Annotated in this window: 14 protein-coding genes; 7 read left to right on the top strand and 7 right to left on the bottom strand. The window is 40.1% G+C overall.

All coding sequences use genetic code 11. The features are described 5' to 3' along the window. Positions 1-3 precede the first annotated feature (3 nt). Entirely contained in the window at positions 4-2,835 is a 2,832-nt protein-coding gene (locus ND6B_RS13250) for a TonB-dependent receptor plug domain-containing protein (protein ID WP_051686686.1), read from the bottom strand. 274 nt (positions 2,836-3,109) lie between these two features. Between ND6B_RS13250 and ND6B_RS13255 the strand changes: the two genes are divergently transcribed. The 3 genes from ND6B_RS13255 (at position 3,110) to ND6B_RS13265 (ending at position 8,090) form a co-directional block, all read left to right on the top strand. Then, entirely contained in the window at positions 3,110-3,988 is an 879-nt protein-coding gene (locus tag ND6B_RS13255) for a TlpA disulfide reductase family protein (protein WP_235420449.1), read from the top strand. Positions 3,989-4,244: 256 nt separating this feature from the next. Next, positions 4,245-7,172: a TonB-dependent receptor gene (locus ND6B_RS13260; protein ID WP_033102994.1), complete on the top strand. Its 2,928-nt coding sequence runs from the start codon at positions 4,245-4,247 to the stop codon at positions 7,170-7,172. A gap of 120 nt (positions 7,173-7,292) precedes the next feature. Continuing rightward, positions 7,293-8,090, top strand: coding sequence for a response regulator transcription factor (locus ND6B_RS13265; RefSeq protein ID WP_024602757.1), 798 nt, complete (start codon positions 7,293-7,295; stop codon positions 8,088-8,090). A gap of 21 nt (positions 8,091-8,111) precedes the next feature. On the opposite strand, the gene ND6B_RS13270 is transcribed toward ND6B_RS13265, so the two are convergent. The 6 genes from ND6B_RS13270 to ND6B_RS13295 all read right to left on the bottom strand — a co-directional run bounded on the left by ND6B_RS13270 (position 8,112) and on the right by ND6B_RS13295 (position 15,599). Continuing rightward, complete coding sequence (locus ND6B_RS13270; protein WP_033102993.1) at positions 8,112-10,199, bottom strand: bifunctional diguanylate cyclase/phosphodiesterase; 2,088 nt, start codon at positions 10,197-10,199, stop codon at positions 8,112-8,114. 182 nt (positions 10,200-10,381) lie between these two features. Then, entirely contained in the window at positions 10,382-11,059 is a 678-nt protein-coding gene (locus ND6B_RS13275; protein ID WP_033102992.1) for an SDR family oxidoreductase, read from the bottom strand. Positions 11,060-11,115: 56 nt separating this feature from the next. Beyond that, positions 11,116-12,114 (bottom strand): DUF4382 domain-containing protein, encoded by a 999-nt coding sequence (locus ND6B_RS13280; RefSeq protein ID WP_028834249.1) that lies wholly within the window; start codon positions 12,112-12,114, stop codon positions 11,116-11,118. 133 nt (positions 12,115-12,247) lie between these two features. Further along, positions 12,248-13,594: an N-succinylarginine dihydrolase gene (astB, locus tag ND6B_RS13285; RefSeq protein ID WP_028834248.1), complete on the bottom strand. Its 1,347-nt coding sequence runs from the start codon at positions 13,592-13,594 to the stop codon at positions 12,248-12,250. A 428-nt stretch (positions 13,595-14,022) separates the two neighbouring features. Further along, positions 14,023-15,117 carry an L-dopachrome tautomerase-related protein gene (locus ND6B_RS13290; protein WP_033102991.1) on the bottom strand — a complete coding sequence of 365 codons (1,095 nt, stop codon included), beginning with the start codon at positions 15,115-15,117 and terminating at the stop codon, positions 14,023-14,025. A 47-nt stretch (positions 15,118-15,164) separates the two neighbouring features. After that, positions 15,165-15,599: a MarR family winged helix-turn-helix transcriptional regulator gene (locus ND6B_RS13295; protein WP_033103034.1), complete on the bottom strand. Its 435-nt coding sequence runs from the start codon at positions 15,597-15,599 to the stop codon at positions 15,165-15,167. 129 nt (positions 15,600-15,728) lie between these two features. Here ND6B_RS13295 and ND6B_RS13300 point away from each other — a divergent pair, with 129 nt between their 5' ends. The 4 genes from ND6B_RS13300 (at position 15,729) to arsJ (ending at position 18,981) form a co-directional block, all read left to right on the top strand. Beyond that, positions 15,729-16,157: an organic hydroperoxide resistance protein gene (locus ND6B_RS13300; protein ID WP_013462947.1), complete on the top strand. Its 429-nt coding sequence runs from the start codon at positions 15,729-15,731 to the stop codon at positions 16,155-16,157. A 201-nt stretch (positions 16,158-16,358) separates the two neighbouring features. After that, the gene (locus tag ND6B_RS13305; protein WP_013462948.1) at positions 16,359-16,715 is read left to right on the top strand and encodes a metalloregulator ArsR/SmtB family transcription factor; all 357 of its coding nucleotides are present in this window, start codon (positions 16,359-16,361) and stop codon (positions 16,713-16,715) included. A 16-nt stretch (positions 16,716-16,731) separates the two neighbouring features. After that, entirely contained in the window at positions 16,732-17,745 is a 1,014-nt protein-coding gene (locus ND6B_RS13310; RefSeq protein WP_033102990.1) for an ArsJ-associated glyceraldehyde-3-phosphate dehydrogenase, read from the top strand. Between the two features lie 15 nt (positions 17,746-17,760). Continuing rightward, positions 17,761-18,981 (top strand): organoarsenical effux MFS transporter ArsJ, encoded by a 1,221-nt coding sequence (gene arsJ, locus ND6B_RS13315; RefSeq protein WP_033102989.1) that lies wholly within the window; start codon positions 17,761-17,763, stop codon positions 18,979-18,981. Positions 18,982-19,084: the final 103 nt, after the last annotated feature.

The following is a 19,084-nucleotide window of genomic DNA, read 5'->3' as shown; positions in this document are numbered from 1 at the left end:
AAATTAAAAATTCAACTTAACCCCAGCATAATAAGCGCGGCCGACTAAATCATAAGCGGTGCCATTTGTAAGCGTACCTTGCTGCTGATATTTATGACCTGCGGTTAAGTGAGGAGGTTGCTCGTCAAATAGGTTAGTAATACCAAAGTAAGCGTTAATTTGATTAGTAAGGTTATAACTAAAGCGAACATCGTTATAAACTTGTGAGTCAATAGAGTTAAGCTCTTCAGTGAGAACTGTATTGTCGTTACGGTCTTTAGCTTCATCCCAATAACGTAGTTGCCAATAAACATTGAAGTCATTGATGGTGTATGAAGCATTTATATTAAAGCGTAGCTCTGGAAATAATACTTCACCGGCCAGTTCTTGTTTGTCACCTGTTTCAAGGCCTGTAATACTGTAAGTATCTAAAATATTTGCAGCAAAACCTACGTATAAGTCACCATCACCTAAGTCGGTCATGTATGACACATCAATATCAAGCCCTTTGGTTTCAATTAAGTTCTCATTGCCTGAGGCTGCGTTTACTTCAAGGGCTGCACCTGAGCGTCCGTCACGTCGTACTAAGCCACCACAATTAGCGTCAAAGTCACTTGGATCTGCAGAGTAGCAACGATTTAAAATAACGGTTCGGTCAGTTTTTGCAATCGCATCATCTATTTCAATATCGTAATAATCGAGCGACATTTGCAGACCAGAAAATGATTCTGGAGTAAATACGATACCGGCTGTGAACGTATCTGCTTTTTCTTCTTTAACATCGGTAGAGCCGCTTAATAAGCCTGAGGTATTTTGGCGTTCTACTTGGGTTAAATTGAATGCGCCGTCGCTATCAATACGATTTTGGATTGCATTTATTGACCGACAGTTACTGGCAATATTCCCGTTATCAGTATTAGTAATACCATCACAAGGGTCGGTAACTAGTGCTGCGGTGGCCGTTCCGCCAGCGAATAAATCGCTTACGTTAGGTGCACGTACCGCTGTTGCTAAAGCACCACGTAAACGTATGCTATCTGAAATAGGCGCATCTAATCCTAATGTCCAATTTGTCGTACTGCCTACCGATGAATAATCACCAAAGCGGACAGCTGCTGATAGACTTAGTTTTTCGTGTAACGGAATATGTAATTCACCGAACACATCAACAACGTCAAAAGAGCCGCTTGTTTTGGCAATTGCCGCGCCACGTACAATACCAGCTTGGCGTAATGGATCAGGAGTTTCATGGCCTTTCTCTTCACGATATTCAACACCACCCGCAAAACCGATGTTGTCAACGTTATCACTAATTGCATAATCGAGTGTACCGGCCAAAATAGCGGTAACAACCACTTGCTCTATACTGCCCTCAAGGTTAGTGTCAGCCGCTAAGTACTCGACTGCTTCAGCTGAAATACCATCTAGAGCAAATGGATTAAATACAACACAGCCATTAATTCGTGCAATTTCATCTGCACATTGATTACCACCTGCGCCATCGTCTTCTACATTTAAGGCAAAGCGAGCACGGTCTAGGTTTATATCACCATGGTTAGTTTGTTGTTGATCAGTAACGCCATAGGTGCCACTGACGGTTAAATAAATATCATTAGATATATCGTATTCATATTCACCAGCAACTCTAAATGTGCTTCGAGTATTTTCAGCGCCACGATCACCAAACTCATAAAGACGTCTGAACGTTAAGCTTGCATCATCAAGATTTGTTATACCATCTGCAAGTAAGTTATTGCCAAGTTCTGTTCCAGCAAACCAAGGATGGCTGGCGATATCTATACCCGTAGAGCCTCCTTTAGAGAGCTTAAAAATATCATTTCGTGTATCTAGAGGGATTGGTTCAAAACGTGCACGAGAATCTACACGAGCGTAATTAGCAGTGAAGTTCATACGTGATTTATTACTTAGATCAAGAGATAAACCACTGGCAACAAAATGCCGTGTTAGTGGTGCTATCATTGAACGATAATCATGAAAGTTAAACGCATCAGAGGTGGCCGGATCGTCAGTACGAGTGAATAAGCTGCCATCACCGTTATATTTATCTATACGGCCGCCAAAAACATGCGATGAACCAACGTAAGCAGAGGTATCTCTAATACCATCACCATCAGTATCTACAGCATCTTTGTGTACACGAGAGTAATCACGATCACTTGCCATTAAGCCATCGTCTTCTGAGTAGCCCAAAGATAACCATGCATTGCCGTCATCAAAGTTTTTACCAATAGAAAACTCAATATCAGTGGTGTTCTTATCACCTTCGCTACTTTGTCCTGCCTGTGCTTTAAATGCAACGCCATCAAAATTTTTCTTGAGGATAATATTGACGACACCGGCAACGGCATCAGAGCCATAAGCGGCAGATTGGCCGCCAGTAAGTACTTCAATACTTTGGATCATGGTTGTGGGGATTGTGTTTAAGTCTACACCATAGCCAGACCCTACTGACATACCAGATACATAGCGCTTGCCGTCAACCAATACCAGTGTCCGTGATGAACCTAGATTACGCAACGCGACAGTATTTAAACCAGAGTCTTGCTCACTGATATTAGAGCTTGCTGAGGTGGTGTCTCCAACAACTGAAGGTATTTTAGCCAGTAAATCCCCAACATTGACTGCACCTACGCCTTCGATGTCATCTGCGTCTAAAATTTTAACGGGTGAGGCGGACTCAAAATCACCTTTGCTAATGTGTGAACCAGTAACAATTATTTTTTCAACTTTTGCATTTACTTTGATGTCCTGCTCATCAGCAGCAACTGCAGCGGTAGTTAGAGACGCAATACTTATCGCCAGTAGTGTCTTAGCAAACGTTTTTGATTTCATCATGATATCCCCAAGTAATATTTATATTTTTTATATGTTTATTTTTAATCAGATAAATGAATTACCTTGAAATACTTTAACGCAACAATGATGCAGTTAAAGCATACCATCAACCTGTTATACCAACATACCACTCGGGGATTTATATTGTCAAAGCTAAAATTGTTTTTTTACAACCATCCATTTACATTTTTTGCTAGCGTCTTAATTTTATTAATTTATTTGTATTTAAATATGAGAACCGGATTTGCAATGAGTTAGGGGTAAAAAGGAAATTATGATTGGTTTAATTGTGCCTTTGTGTAACATACCGATTAATTGTATTGATTCGAGTCGTAAAATGTTAAGTATTTCTCTTGGGCCTTTAGTTATTTCCATTTCTCAGTTGATCATTTTTTTAGGGTTAGGCATTTTTTGGGGGCTTACCTATTTATTAACACGCCAACATCCATTACAAAAAGCGATTTTAGACACTGTTTTTAAAGCAATTGTGGTGGGCTTTTTAGTCTCGCGTTTAGCGTTTGTGCTTACTATGTGGGATGCCTATCAAGGTAACTGGTGGCAGCTTTTTAATATTAGCGATGGCGGCTTTATTGGTTATTATGGCTGGCTCAGCGGTATAGTGGTTTTAGCATTTTATGCACGTGGTAAAAAAGCGGTAATGAAAAACTATGCTATTGCTGGGTTTGTTGGTTTTTGTTCAATGATTATTCCTAATTTTGCGCTGTCTATTTACCAAACGGGTGTGCAGTTACCGCAGTCTGTTGTGCATAATATTCAAGGGCAGCAAGTTAACTTACAAAACTTCAAAGGTAAGCCGGTGGTGATTAACTTTTGGGCGTCGTGGTGTCCGCCGTGTCGAAAAGAAATGCCGGTACTGCAAGCGGCTCAAAAAAATAACCCGAATATCACGGTGGCATTTGTCAATCAAGGCGAAGACTTACACACGGTAAAAGCGTTCCTTGATGAACAGCAACTCGACCTAAATCATGTGTTTTTTGATCAAAGTAGTAATGTGAGTCGCGAATCAGGTGCTGCGGGCTTACCAACCACTTTGTTTTATAATAGCCAAGGTGAGTTAGTTACCAGTCATATGGGAGAACTTTCTCATGCGAGTTTAGGCTATTATATTCAGGCTATTAGTGATAAAAAATAACGGTGTATTGCTGTTTAATCGCGTCATTCCTTTTTTATGCTCATTTAATAAGCAGCTAAATAGCAATTTTGCTGCTTAACTTCCTACCTTTATTCGAATTGACTATTTTTTGATAGTTTATTCAGTTGCTTATCAGTTTACATTAACAAACTATTAAGTTTGGTTGTGTAAAATGCAGCTACTTTTTTCGTATCAGCTTTAGCCGGTACGCTCATCTTTAAGTATTAACTGTATTTTAAATGGAACTGTTAAAACTATGACCGCTCATCGGATAACCCACGCTGCACATCACTCTCTTCCACTTTTTATTAAATCAACGCTATGCGTGTCTATTCTATCTGTTGTCAATCATGCATATGCTGATGAAGCAGAAGATAAAACATTAAAAAGCAAAGATATGGAAGTCATTGAGGTGCGTGGTATTCGTTCCAGTATGGCGGCTAATTTAGATATAAAGCGTTTATCGAGCTCTGTGGTTGATGCCATAACAGCAGAAGATATTGGTAAGTTTCCTGATAAAAATGTCGCTGATTCATTACAACGCGTACCTGGCGTGGTGATTGACCGTGACGGAGGCGAAGGCTCATCGGTAAGTATTAGGGGGTTATCATCTGAGCTAACCTTTTCTCAGCTAAATGGTAATTTTATTGCGTCATCACCAGGTGAGCCGTCTCGCTCATTTGATTATGCATTACTGCCCTCAGCCATGATTGAAAGCGTGGAAGTGTATAAATCGCCAGAAGCGCGTTTAGATGAGGGGGGCGTTGGCGGTACAGTATTAATGCATAGCCGCAAACCGCTGAGCATGGAGGCAAACTCTGGGGTAATTAACATTGAAAGCACCTATGCCGATGTGACTGAAGAGTCTGAGCCGCAGTTAACCGCGCTTTATTCTTGGAAGAACGAGGCTGATACCTTTGGCATGTTGTTTGGTTATACCTCACAAAAACGCACTAACCGAACTCTCTCAGGAGGCACAGATGCAAACGTATGGCGCTTTGCCGGTGATAACCCGGTAGATGCCAATGGCGAGCTGGTTGATAATAATAATCAGTGGGGTTCAATAAGTGATGCTCAGGGTAATAATTATAACGATGTTTGGTTTCCTCAAGTGGTTCGTGGCTCAATTGTAAACGAATTACGTGAGCGAGAAGGGGTGCAATTTAGCACGCAGTGGCGCCCAACCAGCCGTGTTGAAATTGGCTTTAACTATTTTGGATTTTCACTTGATAAAAATAGAACAGAGTCGGTGATTGATATACCTGAATGGTCTTTAAATCCTGACTTTTTAACCGATGTAAGTTTGGATGAGTCGGGCACTATTATCAATGGGATGCAATTTGATGCAGCTGCGAGTGGCGCAGAGAATGATATGCAATTGCCATGGATGCGAGGCCGTTATGTGCGTGAAGAGTCGACCTCAGACACCTTCGATTTTAATTTAACCTATGAAGGCGATTATTTTAAAGCCCGTTTTGTGGCGGGCAATACGCGCTCTGAAGGCGGGCCAAAGGAGAGTTGGGAAGCGGCGTATAAAAGTTCAAACGCCGGTGAAAATGAAAGCCGTATAGAAAATGCATCGCAAACAGCGGGTTGGCAAATTAATGAAAACGATATTAGTTTAAATATAGACCCTAATACGCTAGTTAACTTACTAAATGGTGTGGGCGGTGGGCGCGATCCAGGCTCGTCAAATTCAAGCTTTGTGCGCAGTGAACTCGAAGAAGATTACTACCAAGCTGACTTTGATATTTATACCGATTGGGGAATTTTAAGAACAATTAAAACCGGCGTAAAGTACCGAGAAGCTACGTTGCATCGCGAAACCGGTAATACCTTCTTTTTAGATCCTAATTTTGATATTGCTGCAGGAGAAGCCAGCGAGGGGGGGATCACACGTTTTGACAGTTATCAGTGGAACAACGGTATGCCACTAGCACAAGACGTGTTTATTAACGAAGGTAACATTGCTGGTGGTTTTAATATAAACCAAATGCCCGGTATTGATTGGCAAAAATATCGTGACATTGTGACCAGTCATTATGTGCCGTATACACGCAAAGAAGATAACTTTATTTATGATATTGAAGAGCAAATAGCGGCGTTTTATCTGCAAGGTGACTTTGAGTTTAATAGCGTGCGCGGTAATTTAGGGGTACGTGTTGTACGCACGAAAACCATGACATCATCAACCGACCTATATACTTATTTATTAGATCATACTGATGATGACAGCGGCGAGCCGGTAACCGGAGATGATCGATTTGTTGAAGACTATCAACTTATTACTCAAGAGAGTACCGATACTCAAATTCTTCCTAGCTTTAATATTGCTTGGGATATAAGTGATGATGTAGTGGTACGAGGCGCGGTTGCTAAAGTGATGTCACGACCTGATTATGCCGATTTAGGCGCACAACAACGCATTACGTTTGTCTCAGATGAGTGGGCAGACGATAGAGCTGAGTTTAATGAAATTCCGGGTTTTAGTGGCAGTGGCGGTAATAAAAACTTAAAGCCATTTGAGTCGGTGCAAGCTGATTTATCTATTGAATATTACTACAGCGAAGGCTCTGCCATTGGTTTAGCACTGTTTCATAAAACTGTTGATAATTTTGTTGTACCCTTAGTCATTGATGTACAACAAGATTTTGCTGGTAAAGAGGGCATAGTTGAGGCAGGAAATATTACTGTATCGCCATATAGCACAGTAGGTAATGGCACTGATGCCATATCTAAAGGGGCGGAAGTATTTATACAGCATGCCTTTGATAGTGGTTTTGGTTTTTATGCAAACTACACTTATAACAAAACCAATAAAGCCGATGTAGAAGTGGATGGTAAAGAGTTTGGTAAATCGCCACTAATAGGCAGTGCTAAGTATCAATACAATACCTCGATATATTATGAGGGAGATGCCTTTAATATTCGAGCTTCTTATAATAAACGCGGTGAAACTGTGTTGGGTTTAAATAGCGGCTTAAATGTATACCAAGACCCATACGAGCAAGTTGATGTAAATGCTTCGATTAATTTATTAGAGGATTTGAGTTTGACCGCTGCAGTTATTAATTTAACTAAATCTGAGTCGGTAAAGCGCCTAGGTAATGACACTGAGTCTCGGTTATTAAACTCAAGCTATTCGGGAAGACGTTATTATGCGGGCTTAAACTACCGTTTTTAAGCTGAGTGTGTTGAGTTTAGGTAAACAAGCTGTTTTGTTGCTGTTTTAGCTTTTTCTTGTAAGTTATTACTTTATAATGAGCGTTATAAAAATTATAGAATTAATATTAACAGGATTGAAATGAGTGATTTAACGGCAATAGCCAACTTATCTATTTTATTAGTTGAGCCTTCTGAAGTTCAACAAAAGCTAATAAAAAAATCACTGGCTCAGTGCGGTGTTACACAAATTGAAACGGCCAGCACTCAAGAAAACGCGCTGGCTGCTTTATCAAATTATCACCCTGATTTAGTCATCAGCAGCATGTACTTAAGTGATGGCACAGCTGATTCTTTATTACAGGCAATACGCAGTAATAGTAATACCGAGCAACAGGCATTTATGTTGGTATCGAGCGAGCGTAATAAGCGCCATTTAGAGCAACTTAGGCAATCGGGGGTATTAGCGATTTTACCTAAACCGTTTAGTGCCGACGAAATAACCCGAGCGCTTAAAGCGACTTTAGATATTATTAGCGAGCAAGAAGTGGAACTAGAGCACTTTGATGTGACGCTTCTTAGAGTGCTTGTAGTTGATGACAGCCGTTTTGCACGAAAACACATAATACGAGTGCTAGCGGGGATGGGAATTCCAGCACCGGTAGAGGCCGAAGACGGTAAACAAGCAATTGAAATGTTAAACAGCCAATCATTTGATTTAATTGTTACTGACTACAATATGCCAGAAATGGATGGTAAAGAATTAACTGAAACGGTAAGGCAATCGAATGCGTACTCGCATATTCCAATCTTGATGGTGAGCTCAGAAGCTAACGATACCCATTTAGCTAATATTGCTCAAGCGGGTGTGGACGCAATATGTGACAAACCGTTTGAGCCCGCTACTGTTCGCGATTTACTCTTTAAAATCATGAGCTAAAACATAACTATAAAAGCACTTTTAAAGTGCTTTTAAGTAACGCAATGAAAAATTGAGCAGCTTGGCGGCCGGCAAGGGCTTACTTAAATAAAATCCTTGAGCAATATCGCAGTTTAGCTCGTTGAGTAAATTTAGCTGCTCTTTGGTTTCTACCCCCTCAGCCACTACTTTTATTTCTAGGCTGTGTGACATAGCTATGGCCGCTTTCACTAAATTACAGTCTGCCTTGTTATCTGTTATGCCAGTAATAAAGCTGCGGTCAATTTTTAGCACATCAAAAGGGTATTCTCGTAAGTAACTTAATGATGAATACCCTGTGCCAAAGTCGTCCATTGACAGTTTTATGCCCAGCTCATCAATTTGCAATAAGGCATCATGAATTGACGCTTGGCTATTCATCAGCACCCCTTCGGTAATTTCCAGCTCTAAACATTCATTATTAATACTATTTTTATGCAGAGTGTGTTTAATTATATTGACCAGTTCAGGGTCTCTGAATTGGCGCGGTGATAAATTAATCGCCATGGTATAGTTTTGCTTGTTAATTGATTGCCATTCATTTAAAAAGCGTAAGGCTTGTTGAAGAACAAATACACCAATAGGCGTAATTAAGCCGGTTTGCTCTGCAATTGGGATAAACTCATCTGGTGTGATTTCCCCTAACACTATATTATGCCAACGAAGCAAGGCTTCAGCGCCAACGATGGTGTTTGTTTTTACATCTATTTGTGGTTGGTAATAAAGCTCAAATTCATTACGCTCCAGTGCACCATGCATTTGCTCTTCTATTTCAAAGCGGCGGCGCATGGCGACGTTCATTTGTGGGGTGAAAAAAGAGGACGTGTTTCGCCCCATGGTTTTTGCTTGGTACATAGCGGTGTCGGCATTTCGTAACAACACCGAGGCGCAGGTGCCATCCTTAGGGGAAATAGCAATCCCAATACTTAATGTCAGTATTAAGTCTCTACCTACAAGTTTAAAGGGTTTCCTAAATGCTTGAAGTAACCGCTCAGCAATCGCTAAAGCATCGTTTTCATCATTTAAATTGGATATTAAAACAATAAACTCATCGCCGCCCAATCGGCCTATTGTGTCACTTTTTTTAAGTGTTTGCTGTAATCTTGCTGCTGCCGCAATTAATAGTTCATCGCCCACTTCATGGCCTAAAGAGTCATTCACTTTTTTAAAGTCATCAAGATCTAAAAAGAACACCGCGGCTTTTTCGTGGCTCTTTTGTACTTCCAGTAATATTTGTGATAAGCGGTCTAGAGATAAAAAGCGATTAGGTAAATCGGTTAAACTATCAAAGTGGGCCTGATGACGAATTAGTTCAGCGGAGCGGTGTGGTTCGCTAATATCACGAATAATCACCATAATTTGGTTTTTTTTCGGCAGTAAACGCAATCTCGCTTCGTAATAAATTACGCCTTCAGGCATGCTTAATTCGTATTCAAAACTGACCATACTGTCTTGTGTTATCGTTTTTTCTATATGAACCTGAAACTTTTGCGCTACTTTTTCAGGTAATACATCCACCATTTTTTTACCAATAAACTGGTTAGGTGAAATATATAAATCGTTTTCATTATTTGCATGGTAGTCAGTAATAGTGCCATTTTGCTCTAGTACAAAAAATAAATCAGGAATTGCCTCAAATAAAGTTTTGAGCATGGTGGCATTAAATACGGCTTCTGCTTGTGCTTTGTGAACCTCAGACAGATCAATATCAATACAGTACATTTGTTTGGTATTGTACTGATTGGTAAACATAACATGGCTTGAAAATACGGCTACATCATTGCCATTTTTATGGCTGAGTATGAGTTCTGATGCGGGAATTTCAATATCATACTTAATCCAATTACTATGCGCTTTAATAACGGGCTCTCGCATTGGCGCGGGTATAATTAAATCTTCGAGTTTTTTGCCAATGGCTTCTTGGTGTGTATACCCATAAAGTAATTCGCTGCCTTTATTCCAATAAATAACACGTCGTTGCTCATCGTAACCTTGTACTGAAATAGAATCGACAGCATCAAAAAGTTGATGCAACGGGTCATTAGTAACATATTGATGAGCTGGCATATTATTAGTTTTATTGGGAGCCATTAAATGGGTTCCAGTTATTGAATTACTTTCTTTATATAATAGACATAAAGTTGTGATTTAGCATGGTAAGCGGCGTTTCAATAAGTGATTTTTTATTGATTGAATAGATAGTGATTTGGACAAAGCACAGGTAAGCACTTTTATAGTAAAGGCCAATAAATATTGGCCTTTATATTTTATTATTAGTTGGTGGGCATTAAATAGATTTCGCGTACGCTATTACGCTGATTAGCTTCAATGGCAAACAAAACGGCATCGGCCACGTCTTGAGGGTCGAGCTTATCTGGTTTTGCTTCATCAAAAAATGGTGTATTCACCATGCCTGGGGCTATGGTTGTACATCGGCCATGCCAAGGTTTCATTTCTTCCGCAAGGTTTTGACCAAAGCCATGAGCAAACCATTTAGTGGCACCATAAATAGAGCCATCAATGGGTCTTCGTCCTGCTGCAGAGCTGGTTAAAATAAAATGTCCTTGGTTTTCACGTAAATGAGGCAAAGTGAGTTTAGCAGTCCAAAGCAATGCTTTAATATTAAGGTCAACCATGGCTGACCACTCTTTAGGATCGCCATTCTCTGTACCAGGTGATGACACACCCATGCCGGCGTTAGCGAATGCTACGTCTAATCGGCCAAATTTTTCAACGCCTTTACTCACTACATTCTCAAGTTCATTAAATGCAGTGGCATCGGCTGAAACGCTAAATGCATTTTCATGGCCTAACTCGTCAACTAGTTTATTGAGTTTATCTTTGCTGCGTGCGGTTAAGATCACTTTGTGGCCATTATTAACTAATGTTTTAGCGGTTGCCTCGCCAATGCCGCTCGATGCGCCGGTAATTAAAATTACTTTCTGTGTCATAGTTCCTCCAAAACAAAAAGCCCGCAGGTGCGGGCTAGAATTTATAAAGTTGATGCTTACTGAGCAATATCAAATGTCACTTCGGTATCTTCACCGGCTATAACCGCTACCGGCTTAACTTGATATAGGGTAAACGCTTCATCTTGTAGTTCGGCATCATCAATATGTGCGTTACAGGTATAACCTAGCTGATAATCGCCAGGTGTAATAAATGCCAGTTCAAATTCATATTGGCTAGTTTGTGCGTTTAGTTCCACGTTTGCAGTAGCCAATGGCGCGTCTACAGGGGTTTCATCTTCGTTTACTTCGTAATTATCACGGGGTACTTCTACATCACTGTTATACAAATAAACAGCATGACCAAATGAGCCATCTTCTGCGGCAACATCTATATTATCGGTTTCACAATTGGCGAACAGCGATTCGCTAGTTGTGCCTCTAATATCTTGTGATTCCGCGAGGTTTTCAAGACGTACTCCGCGCGGCTTTAATACTATTTCGTCCCCATTTTGTGGCGCAACTAGTGATTTCTTAAGATCAAACTCAAGTACAAAAGTATTGTCTGTTTGATTAAGGGTAAAACCATCAAGTTGAATTTCGCCTATTCCGTCATTGCCTTTTCTATTTACAATTAACGGTGCAGTGCTGTCATCTTCATAAACGACATGCGAAGTTTCAGTTAGGTTGTTTATATCACCATTTATCACGTCGGCACGTATCCATGAGTATTCACCTGCAGGTACGTCTTCGCCTTCTAGTAAGCCAAAAACATCATCGCCGGTGTACTCTAATAAGTTAACCATTTCAGCTTTGGTTGAATCGCTGGCTTCACGGGTTTCGAAGCTAAAATCTTCGCCACCTTGTGAACGAAGGGTGATAGAGTCAAAAACTACATTAACCGCTTTTAAGCCGGTTACTGGCGCATCTGAAATTCCTAAACTGAACGTTGATTTTTGCGGATCGGTAGGAGTAATAGGGGAGTCATCATTTGATGAACCACAAGCCGTTAATGCTAATAAGACGGCGCTACTGAGTAATGTTGATTTTAAGTTCATGTTAGGTTTCCAAATACTTTAAAGTATCACCAAGTATAGATACAAAAACTTAACCTACATTGAATCAATTTTATTAGGACATTAAGGATGTAGGGTTTGCAGTAAGCTTGCAAACCCTAGTAGCCGAAAGCAATTAAGCTTCTAGTTGAAATGGGTATACCGATCCTAGGCTAAGTAACTGGGTTAACTCATCAAGCGCTTGATAACTTTCGGTTAATAACGCTGGATCGGCAAAATCGTTAGCACCGAGTTTATCGCGGTAATGGCGCGTAGCCCAATCACATAATTGGGTGTACTTTTGCTCATCTAAAATAACCTCAGGATTTACCGCTGCTAATTCTTGGCTATTAAGCGCCACGCGTAAACGCAAACAAGCAGGTCCGCCGCCATTTTGCATGCTTTGGCGTAAATCAAAAAACTGCACTTGATTTATGGGGTTATCGTCAATAATCATTTCTTCAATATACGCTTTTACAGCAGGATTACGCTGGCATTCTTGTGGGGCAACGAGCAACATTTTATCGTCACTAAGGCTAACCAGTTGGCTATTAAATAAATAGCTACTAACGGCATCTTGAATACTCACTTTGCTGGTTGGCACTTCAATAATATAAAGCTGTTTGTTACCTACATAGGCTTCGCGGATATCGTCTAATGCTTGCGTTTGATTTAAAAACGCCTGCTGATGGCATAATAAAACATTAGCGTTACCCACCGCGATTACATCATTATGGAACACCCCTTGGTCAATCACATCAGGGTTTTGTTGTAATAGTATTTGGCTGGTATCTTTTATATTGTGCAATCGACAAATGGCTTCAGACGCTTCCAAAGTTTGCCTTGCAGGGAACTTAACGGGTTTAACAAGCTGACTGTTGAAGGCACTTGCACCAAATACAAATAATTCTAGCCCGGTTTCACCATGGCTGTCGCACAGGCGAGTATGGTTTGCTGCGCCTTCATCACCAAAAAAACCTTGCTCAGGCAAATGTGAATGGTGTGCAAAGTATTGTTCGTTATTAAACATTGCTTTGAGCAAACGTGTAGTGGTGTTTGGCTCTAAAGAGCGATGAAATTTATTATTTAGATTAGCCGCAGTGAAGTGTACTTTGCCGTCGTTAGTATCAGGTGAAGGCGATACGGTGGCTGCATTAGCGGTCCACATGGCTGAGGCAGAGTAACAAGCGCGCAATAAAATAGGATCGGCTTTAAAGGCTTTATTAATGACTTGTGCATCGTTGCCAGTAAACCCTAAACGCCGCAATACATTTAAATCTGGGCGAGCATGAGGCGCAAATACCCCTTGGGTTAAGCCTTTATCGTGCATGGCTTTCATTTTAGCCAAGCCCTGCAATACTGCTTCTTGCGGATTTGAAAAGCTCGCCGCGTTGTTTAACGAGGCAACATTTCCATACGACAAACCTGCGTAGTTGTGAGTAGGGCCGACTAAGCCGTCAAAATTAACTTCTAAAGCATGCATACACGTTCCACTAACCAATTAAATAGTCTTTTACAATACAACGCTATGACTTAGCTTGCAAAGTCTGTTCAAAAATAGTTTTAACGCGAGTAGATACGCTCTTTCTCACTGGTGGTATGCGTATTTGTTGGCTCATTAACTTGCCACACTGTGATATCTAAGCGCCATAAAAAATAAAGAGTGTTGTATAAATTAGACATAATTTTTTTCCTTGGTGTAACTAATGACAATTAAATATAAGGAAGAAGTATGCCAATTGTTTATTGAATATTTTATGAATATAAATCAGATATTTACTATTATTTCTTTAATACCTAGTTTGGTTGAGGCACCAAATTGGGGGAGTAATTATAAAATATGCACTTTTTTGGTGTGATGTTATAAAGCCCTGCATTACATGACAGGGCTAGGGTAATTGCGTTAGGTTATTAACGACCTACTTTACCTTTTACAAGGGGCGTAAACGACATCACTTTAAACTTATTAGGGTTTTGAGTTTTATCATTGCTTAACACCAGCGAGTTGTGCAAATCGTTTACTGTAAAATATATTTTATGATCTGCACCATAACTAAAGCCATCTGGCCAGCTTAGGCGATCATCTTTAAATAACACTTCATAGTCGCCATTTGGTTTTACGACGCCAATTGCACCATTGGTTATATCGGTCACATAGACGTTACCGCCCCCATCCACCGTAATGCCGTCGGAAATGGGTTTAGTGCCGTAGCGCATTACTTTAGCTTCTAGCGCTTTTGCTGAAAGCTGCTCGTTGTTAATTGCGCTGGTGGCAATACGATAAACCGAAGTCCCCGACATTGACCCAAAGTAAAGCCAGTCTTCGTTAGGATCAAGCGTAATTGGGTTAACACCTAAACGCGCAGGTTGTCCGCCCAGGCGCATTGTTCGGCCATTAATAACCATATCAATATTTTCGGCGGTGGTGTATTGGCTATCTTGTAATACTCTTCGCGCTTCACCGGTTTTTAGGCTTACTATAATAATCGCAGCCTGAGTGCCTTGTGCTGTATCGGCAATGTAAATAACGCCGTGTTTATTATCGATAACTAAATCGTTTAAAAACGAGGTATCGGTAATTGTTGGCTTGGCTAGGTAAATAATTTTATGCAGTTGCTCTTGGTTGGTATCCCAACCAACTAATCGCCCCGCATGATCGGGCCCTGAGGTATCAAGCATCCATAGTATGCCGTCACTTGATACATTAACACCGAGTACCCCGTAAAAGCCCTTACTTTTGTTATATGCGTAAGCCCATTGCTCATTAGGGTAGGGTTTAGTGGTGCCATCACTTAATAGCTCCATGATTTTTTGATTTTGCCCATAAAAACCATGTATAGATAAAAACTTACGGCCAGATGGCGTAATGGCTATGTTGCCAGGCGGGTGTTGTGCATCAAATGTCGCAACAGTGGTTAATTCACTATTATTGGCAAGTGCTCCATTACTTACCAGTAATGTAATGCTGTAAGTAATAGCAATAAGTCGTTTTTTTAAATGAGTCATTAATTAACGCCTTGTTTGTTAAGTTATAGCTGGGTAAAGCTGGGTTTTTAGTCGGTCAGATCATTGACCACTAAGTCGAGTAACTGCATTAATTGTTGTGCTTGGGTTGTGTCGATACTGTCAAATTTGCAAAAAATCCTTTTTGGGATGTCGGCAGCTTCAAGTTTTAAAGAGTGACCCGTGTGAGTCAGTTGCACCAAACGCTTACGCTTATCGTGTTCGTCTTTTATAACGTTAAGTAATGACTTGTCGGTCATTTTTTTTAATATTTGAGTAAGCGCGCCACCATCAATTGCGGTTTTATCTATTAGCTCAGCGATGGTTACTTCATCTTGTTCCCACAGCGCCATCATAACAACATACTGAGGATAGGTAAGGTTAAGCTCAGCTAGAGGTTCTCGATAGGCACGGACTATGCTGTTGGACGCCATATATAAACGATGGCATAACTGATTTTTTAATTTTAACTGTTCAAACGACATCGCTTTATCCTTCATTTCAATACAAAGTATTTTAGTTTGCATACAAAGTATTTGCAATCGGAATTTAGTTGATCTATTATTTTGCATGCAAAGTAATTAACTTAAAAATTTTAATCTTAGGAGTTCACTATGAATGTATTACAAAATGTAGCTTATACAGCAAAAGCAACGGCAACAGGCGGACGTGAAGGCGTTGCTAAATCGGATGATGGTCGTTTAAATGTTAACTTATCAACACCTAAAGGGTTAGGTGGTGACGATGGACAAGGCACTAATCCAGAGCAATTATTTGCAGCAGGTTATGCTGCCTGTTTTATTGGTGCACTTAAGTTTGTAGCGGGTAGCGAAAAAATTGCGTTACCAAGTGATACTTACATTAACTCTGAAGTGTCTATTGGTGCGATTGATGCCGGTTTTGGTATTGCTGTAAAATTGGCTGTATCACTAGGTGATATGGACAAAGCAGCGGCACAAGCCTTGGTAGAGAAAGCACATCAAGTATGTCCATATTCAAATGCAACTCGTGGCAATATTGAAGTAGAGCTGTCGGTTATTTAATTAACCTCTTTATATTGTTTATAAAAACACGCCATGAGTGATCATTGCGTGTTTTTTATTGGGCACACCTCTAAAAGCCAAACTTGAGTTGACGCGGAAAATAGATAACTTTACCTGAATATATGGAATTTCATATATTCACTATTCCATATGTCTTTCTTTTCATATATTGTTGTTGTATGCAAAACAAGACTACACTGTATGAATCAACTAAATCCTCTGCATTTTTTTAAATGTATCGCTGACGACACCCGCTTAAAGACAATACTGCTTATTGCGCATGAAGATGAGTTATGTGTATGTGAATTAGTGGCGGCACTTGATGTAAGCCAGCCTAAAATTTCACGGCATTTAGCTGTATTACGTCAATGCGGTTTGCTTGCTGATCGTAAGCAAAATCAATGGGTGTTCTATAGCTTAAATAAATCACTACCTGATTGGGCGAAAGATGTAATTACAAAAACATTACATGCAACCCCTACATTTTATGAGCATCAATTACAGCGTTTAAATGTGATGGGCAAGCGTCCTGAGCGAATTTTAAAATGCTGTGACTAACTAAAGGAATTTTATAATGACAATTAAAGTAGGCATAAATGGTTTTGGACGAATCGGACGTTTAACCTTACGAGCGGCAATTGATTGGCCTGAGGTTGAATTTGTACATGTTAATGATGTGGCTGCTGATGCGAAAACACATGCTCATTTATTAGAATTTGACTCGGTTCACGGGCGTTTAAAATATGAGGTGCAAGCCGATGATAAAAGTTTTTCTGTAGCAAAACATACGGTTAAAGTAACGAATAATAAATCGATTGCAGAGACTGACTGGTCACAATGTGATGTGGTGATTGAAGCCAGCGGTAAAATGAAAACCACAGAATTACTCAACGCTTATTTAGCGCAAGGTGTAAAGCGTGTGGTTGTTACTGCCCCAGTTAAAGAAGAGAGTGTTTTAAATGTGGTAATAGGGGTGAACGATCATCTTTATAATCCGCAGTTACATAAAATTGTTACCGCGGCTTCATGTACAACAAATTGTCTAGCGCCTGTGGTAAAAGTATTGCAAGAAAAAGTAGGGATTAAGCATGGATCCATAACAACGATTCATGACATTACCAACACCCAAACCATTATAGATGCACCTCATAAAGATTTACGTCGCGCGCGCTCATGCGGAACAAGTTTAATTCCTACCACTACCGGCAGTGCAACGGCTATTACGCAGATATTCCCTGAGCTCAAAGGAAAATTAAACGGCCATGCAGTTCGAGTCCCCCTAACCAATGCATCAATTACTGATTGCGTGTTTGAACTAGAGCGTGGTGTAACCGAACAAGAAGTGAATGGATGGTTTAAGCAAGCGGCTAATAACGAGCTAAAAGGCATTTTAGGCTATGAAGAAAAGCCATTGGTATCTATTGATTATAAAACAGACCCTCGTAGCACAATTATAGATGCGCTTTCGACAATGGTTATAAACCATACTCAACTTAAACTCTATGCTTGGTATGACAATGAATGGGGTTATGCCAACCGGACTGCTGAGCTGATGCTCAAAGTAGGACAAAGTGATTTAGTAAACTAGTTCAGGGTATTGAAGATGTTTTCGCAAATCGCCAATTTACCATCGGCTTTAAAACAGTATGGTATTATTACGGGTAATTACTGGGCTTTTACACTAACAGATGGCGCACTTCGCATGCTGGTGGTGCTGTATTTTCATCAGTTAGGGTATGGCGCGCTCGCGATTGCCATGCTGTTTGTGTTTTATGAGTTATTTGGGGTTATTACTAACTTAATTGGCGGTTGGTTAGGTGCGCATTTAGGTTTAAATAAAACCATGAACATAGGATTAGGGTTGCAAGTTGTGGCTTTAGCTATGTTGTGTGCACCAAGCGATTGGTTATCGGTAAGTTATGTAATGTTAGCGCAAGCCTTAAGTGGGGTTGCCAAAGATCTCAATAAAATGAGCGCTAAAAGTGCGATTAAATATTTAGTTCCCGAAGGTGACAATCAGCAAAGCCAATTATACAAATGGATTGCTATATTAACGGGCTCTAAAAATGCATTAAAAGGAGTTGGCTTCTTTTTAGGGGGGCTATTACTTACTTTACTAGGATTTGTTGGAGCGTTAGTTGCTTTAATTATGCTTTTAACTATCGCTTGGATCATTAGCTTAGTGTATTTAGAGGGTGATATAGGCAAAGCTAAAAATAAACCAAAATTTAAAGCGTTATTTTCTAAGTCTAGGGCAATTAATTTACTCAGTGCCGCTCGGTTTTGTTTATTTGCTGCTCGTGATGTATGGTTTGTTGTTGCACTGCCTGTTTATTTAGCCTCGCAATTTAATTGGCCACACTGGTGGGTTAGTGGTTTTATGGCACTATGGGTGATTGCTTATGGGGTAGTGCAATCTCAAGCACCAAAAATTACAGGCAAGTCACTTGTCAGTAATGATGCGATAAAGAAAGCGTATTACTGGGGGGGAGTATTGGCGTGTGTCACCTTGTTATTAGCTTGTTTGATGCAGTTGAATATAGCTGTAAACACTACGCTAATTGTTGGGTTATTTATTTTTGGTGCTGCATTTGCTATTAACTCATCATTACACAGTTATTTGATTGTCAGCCTTGCTAAAAGTGATGGTGTTTCTCTGGATGTAGGTTTTTATTACATGGCTAACGCTGCAGGAAGACTGGTCGGGACAGTACTTTCTGGTTTTATGTATAAAGTATATGGACTGCAGGCCTGTTTGTGGGTAAGCGCTAGCTTACTTTTTCTCGTTTGTTTACTCACTCAACGGTTAACTAAACAAAGTTAGCCGAACACTAAATACTAAAATAAGTCACTAAACGGTATTTCTGAAATATTTTATAGTATGTTCTTTTAATTGGTCTAAACTAAAAAATACATATGTAAGGTAA

This window comes from Pseudoalteromonas sp. ND6B, assembly GCF_000764215.1.
GTDB lineage: Bacteria > Pseudomonadota > Gammaproteobacteria > Enterobacterales > Alteromonadaceae > Pseudoalteromonas > Pseudoalteromonas tetraodonis.
This window is presented reverse-complemented; position numbering and strand designations above follow the sequence as displayed.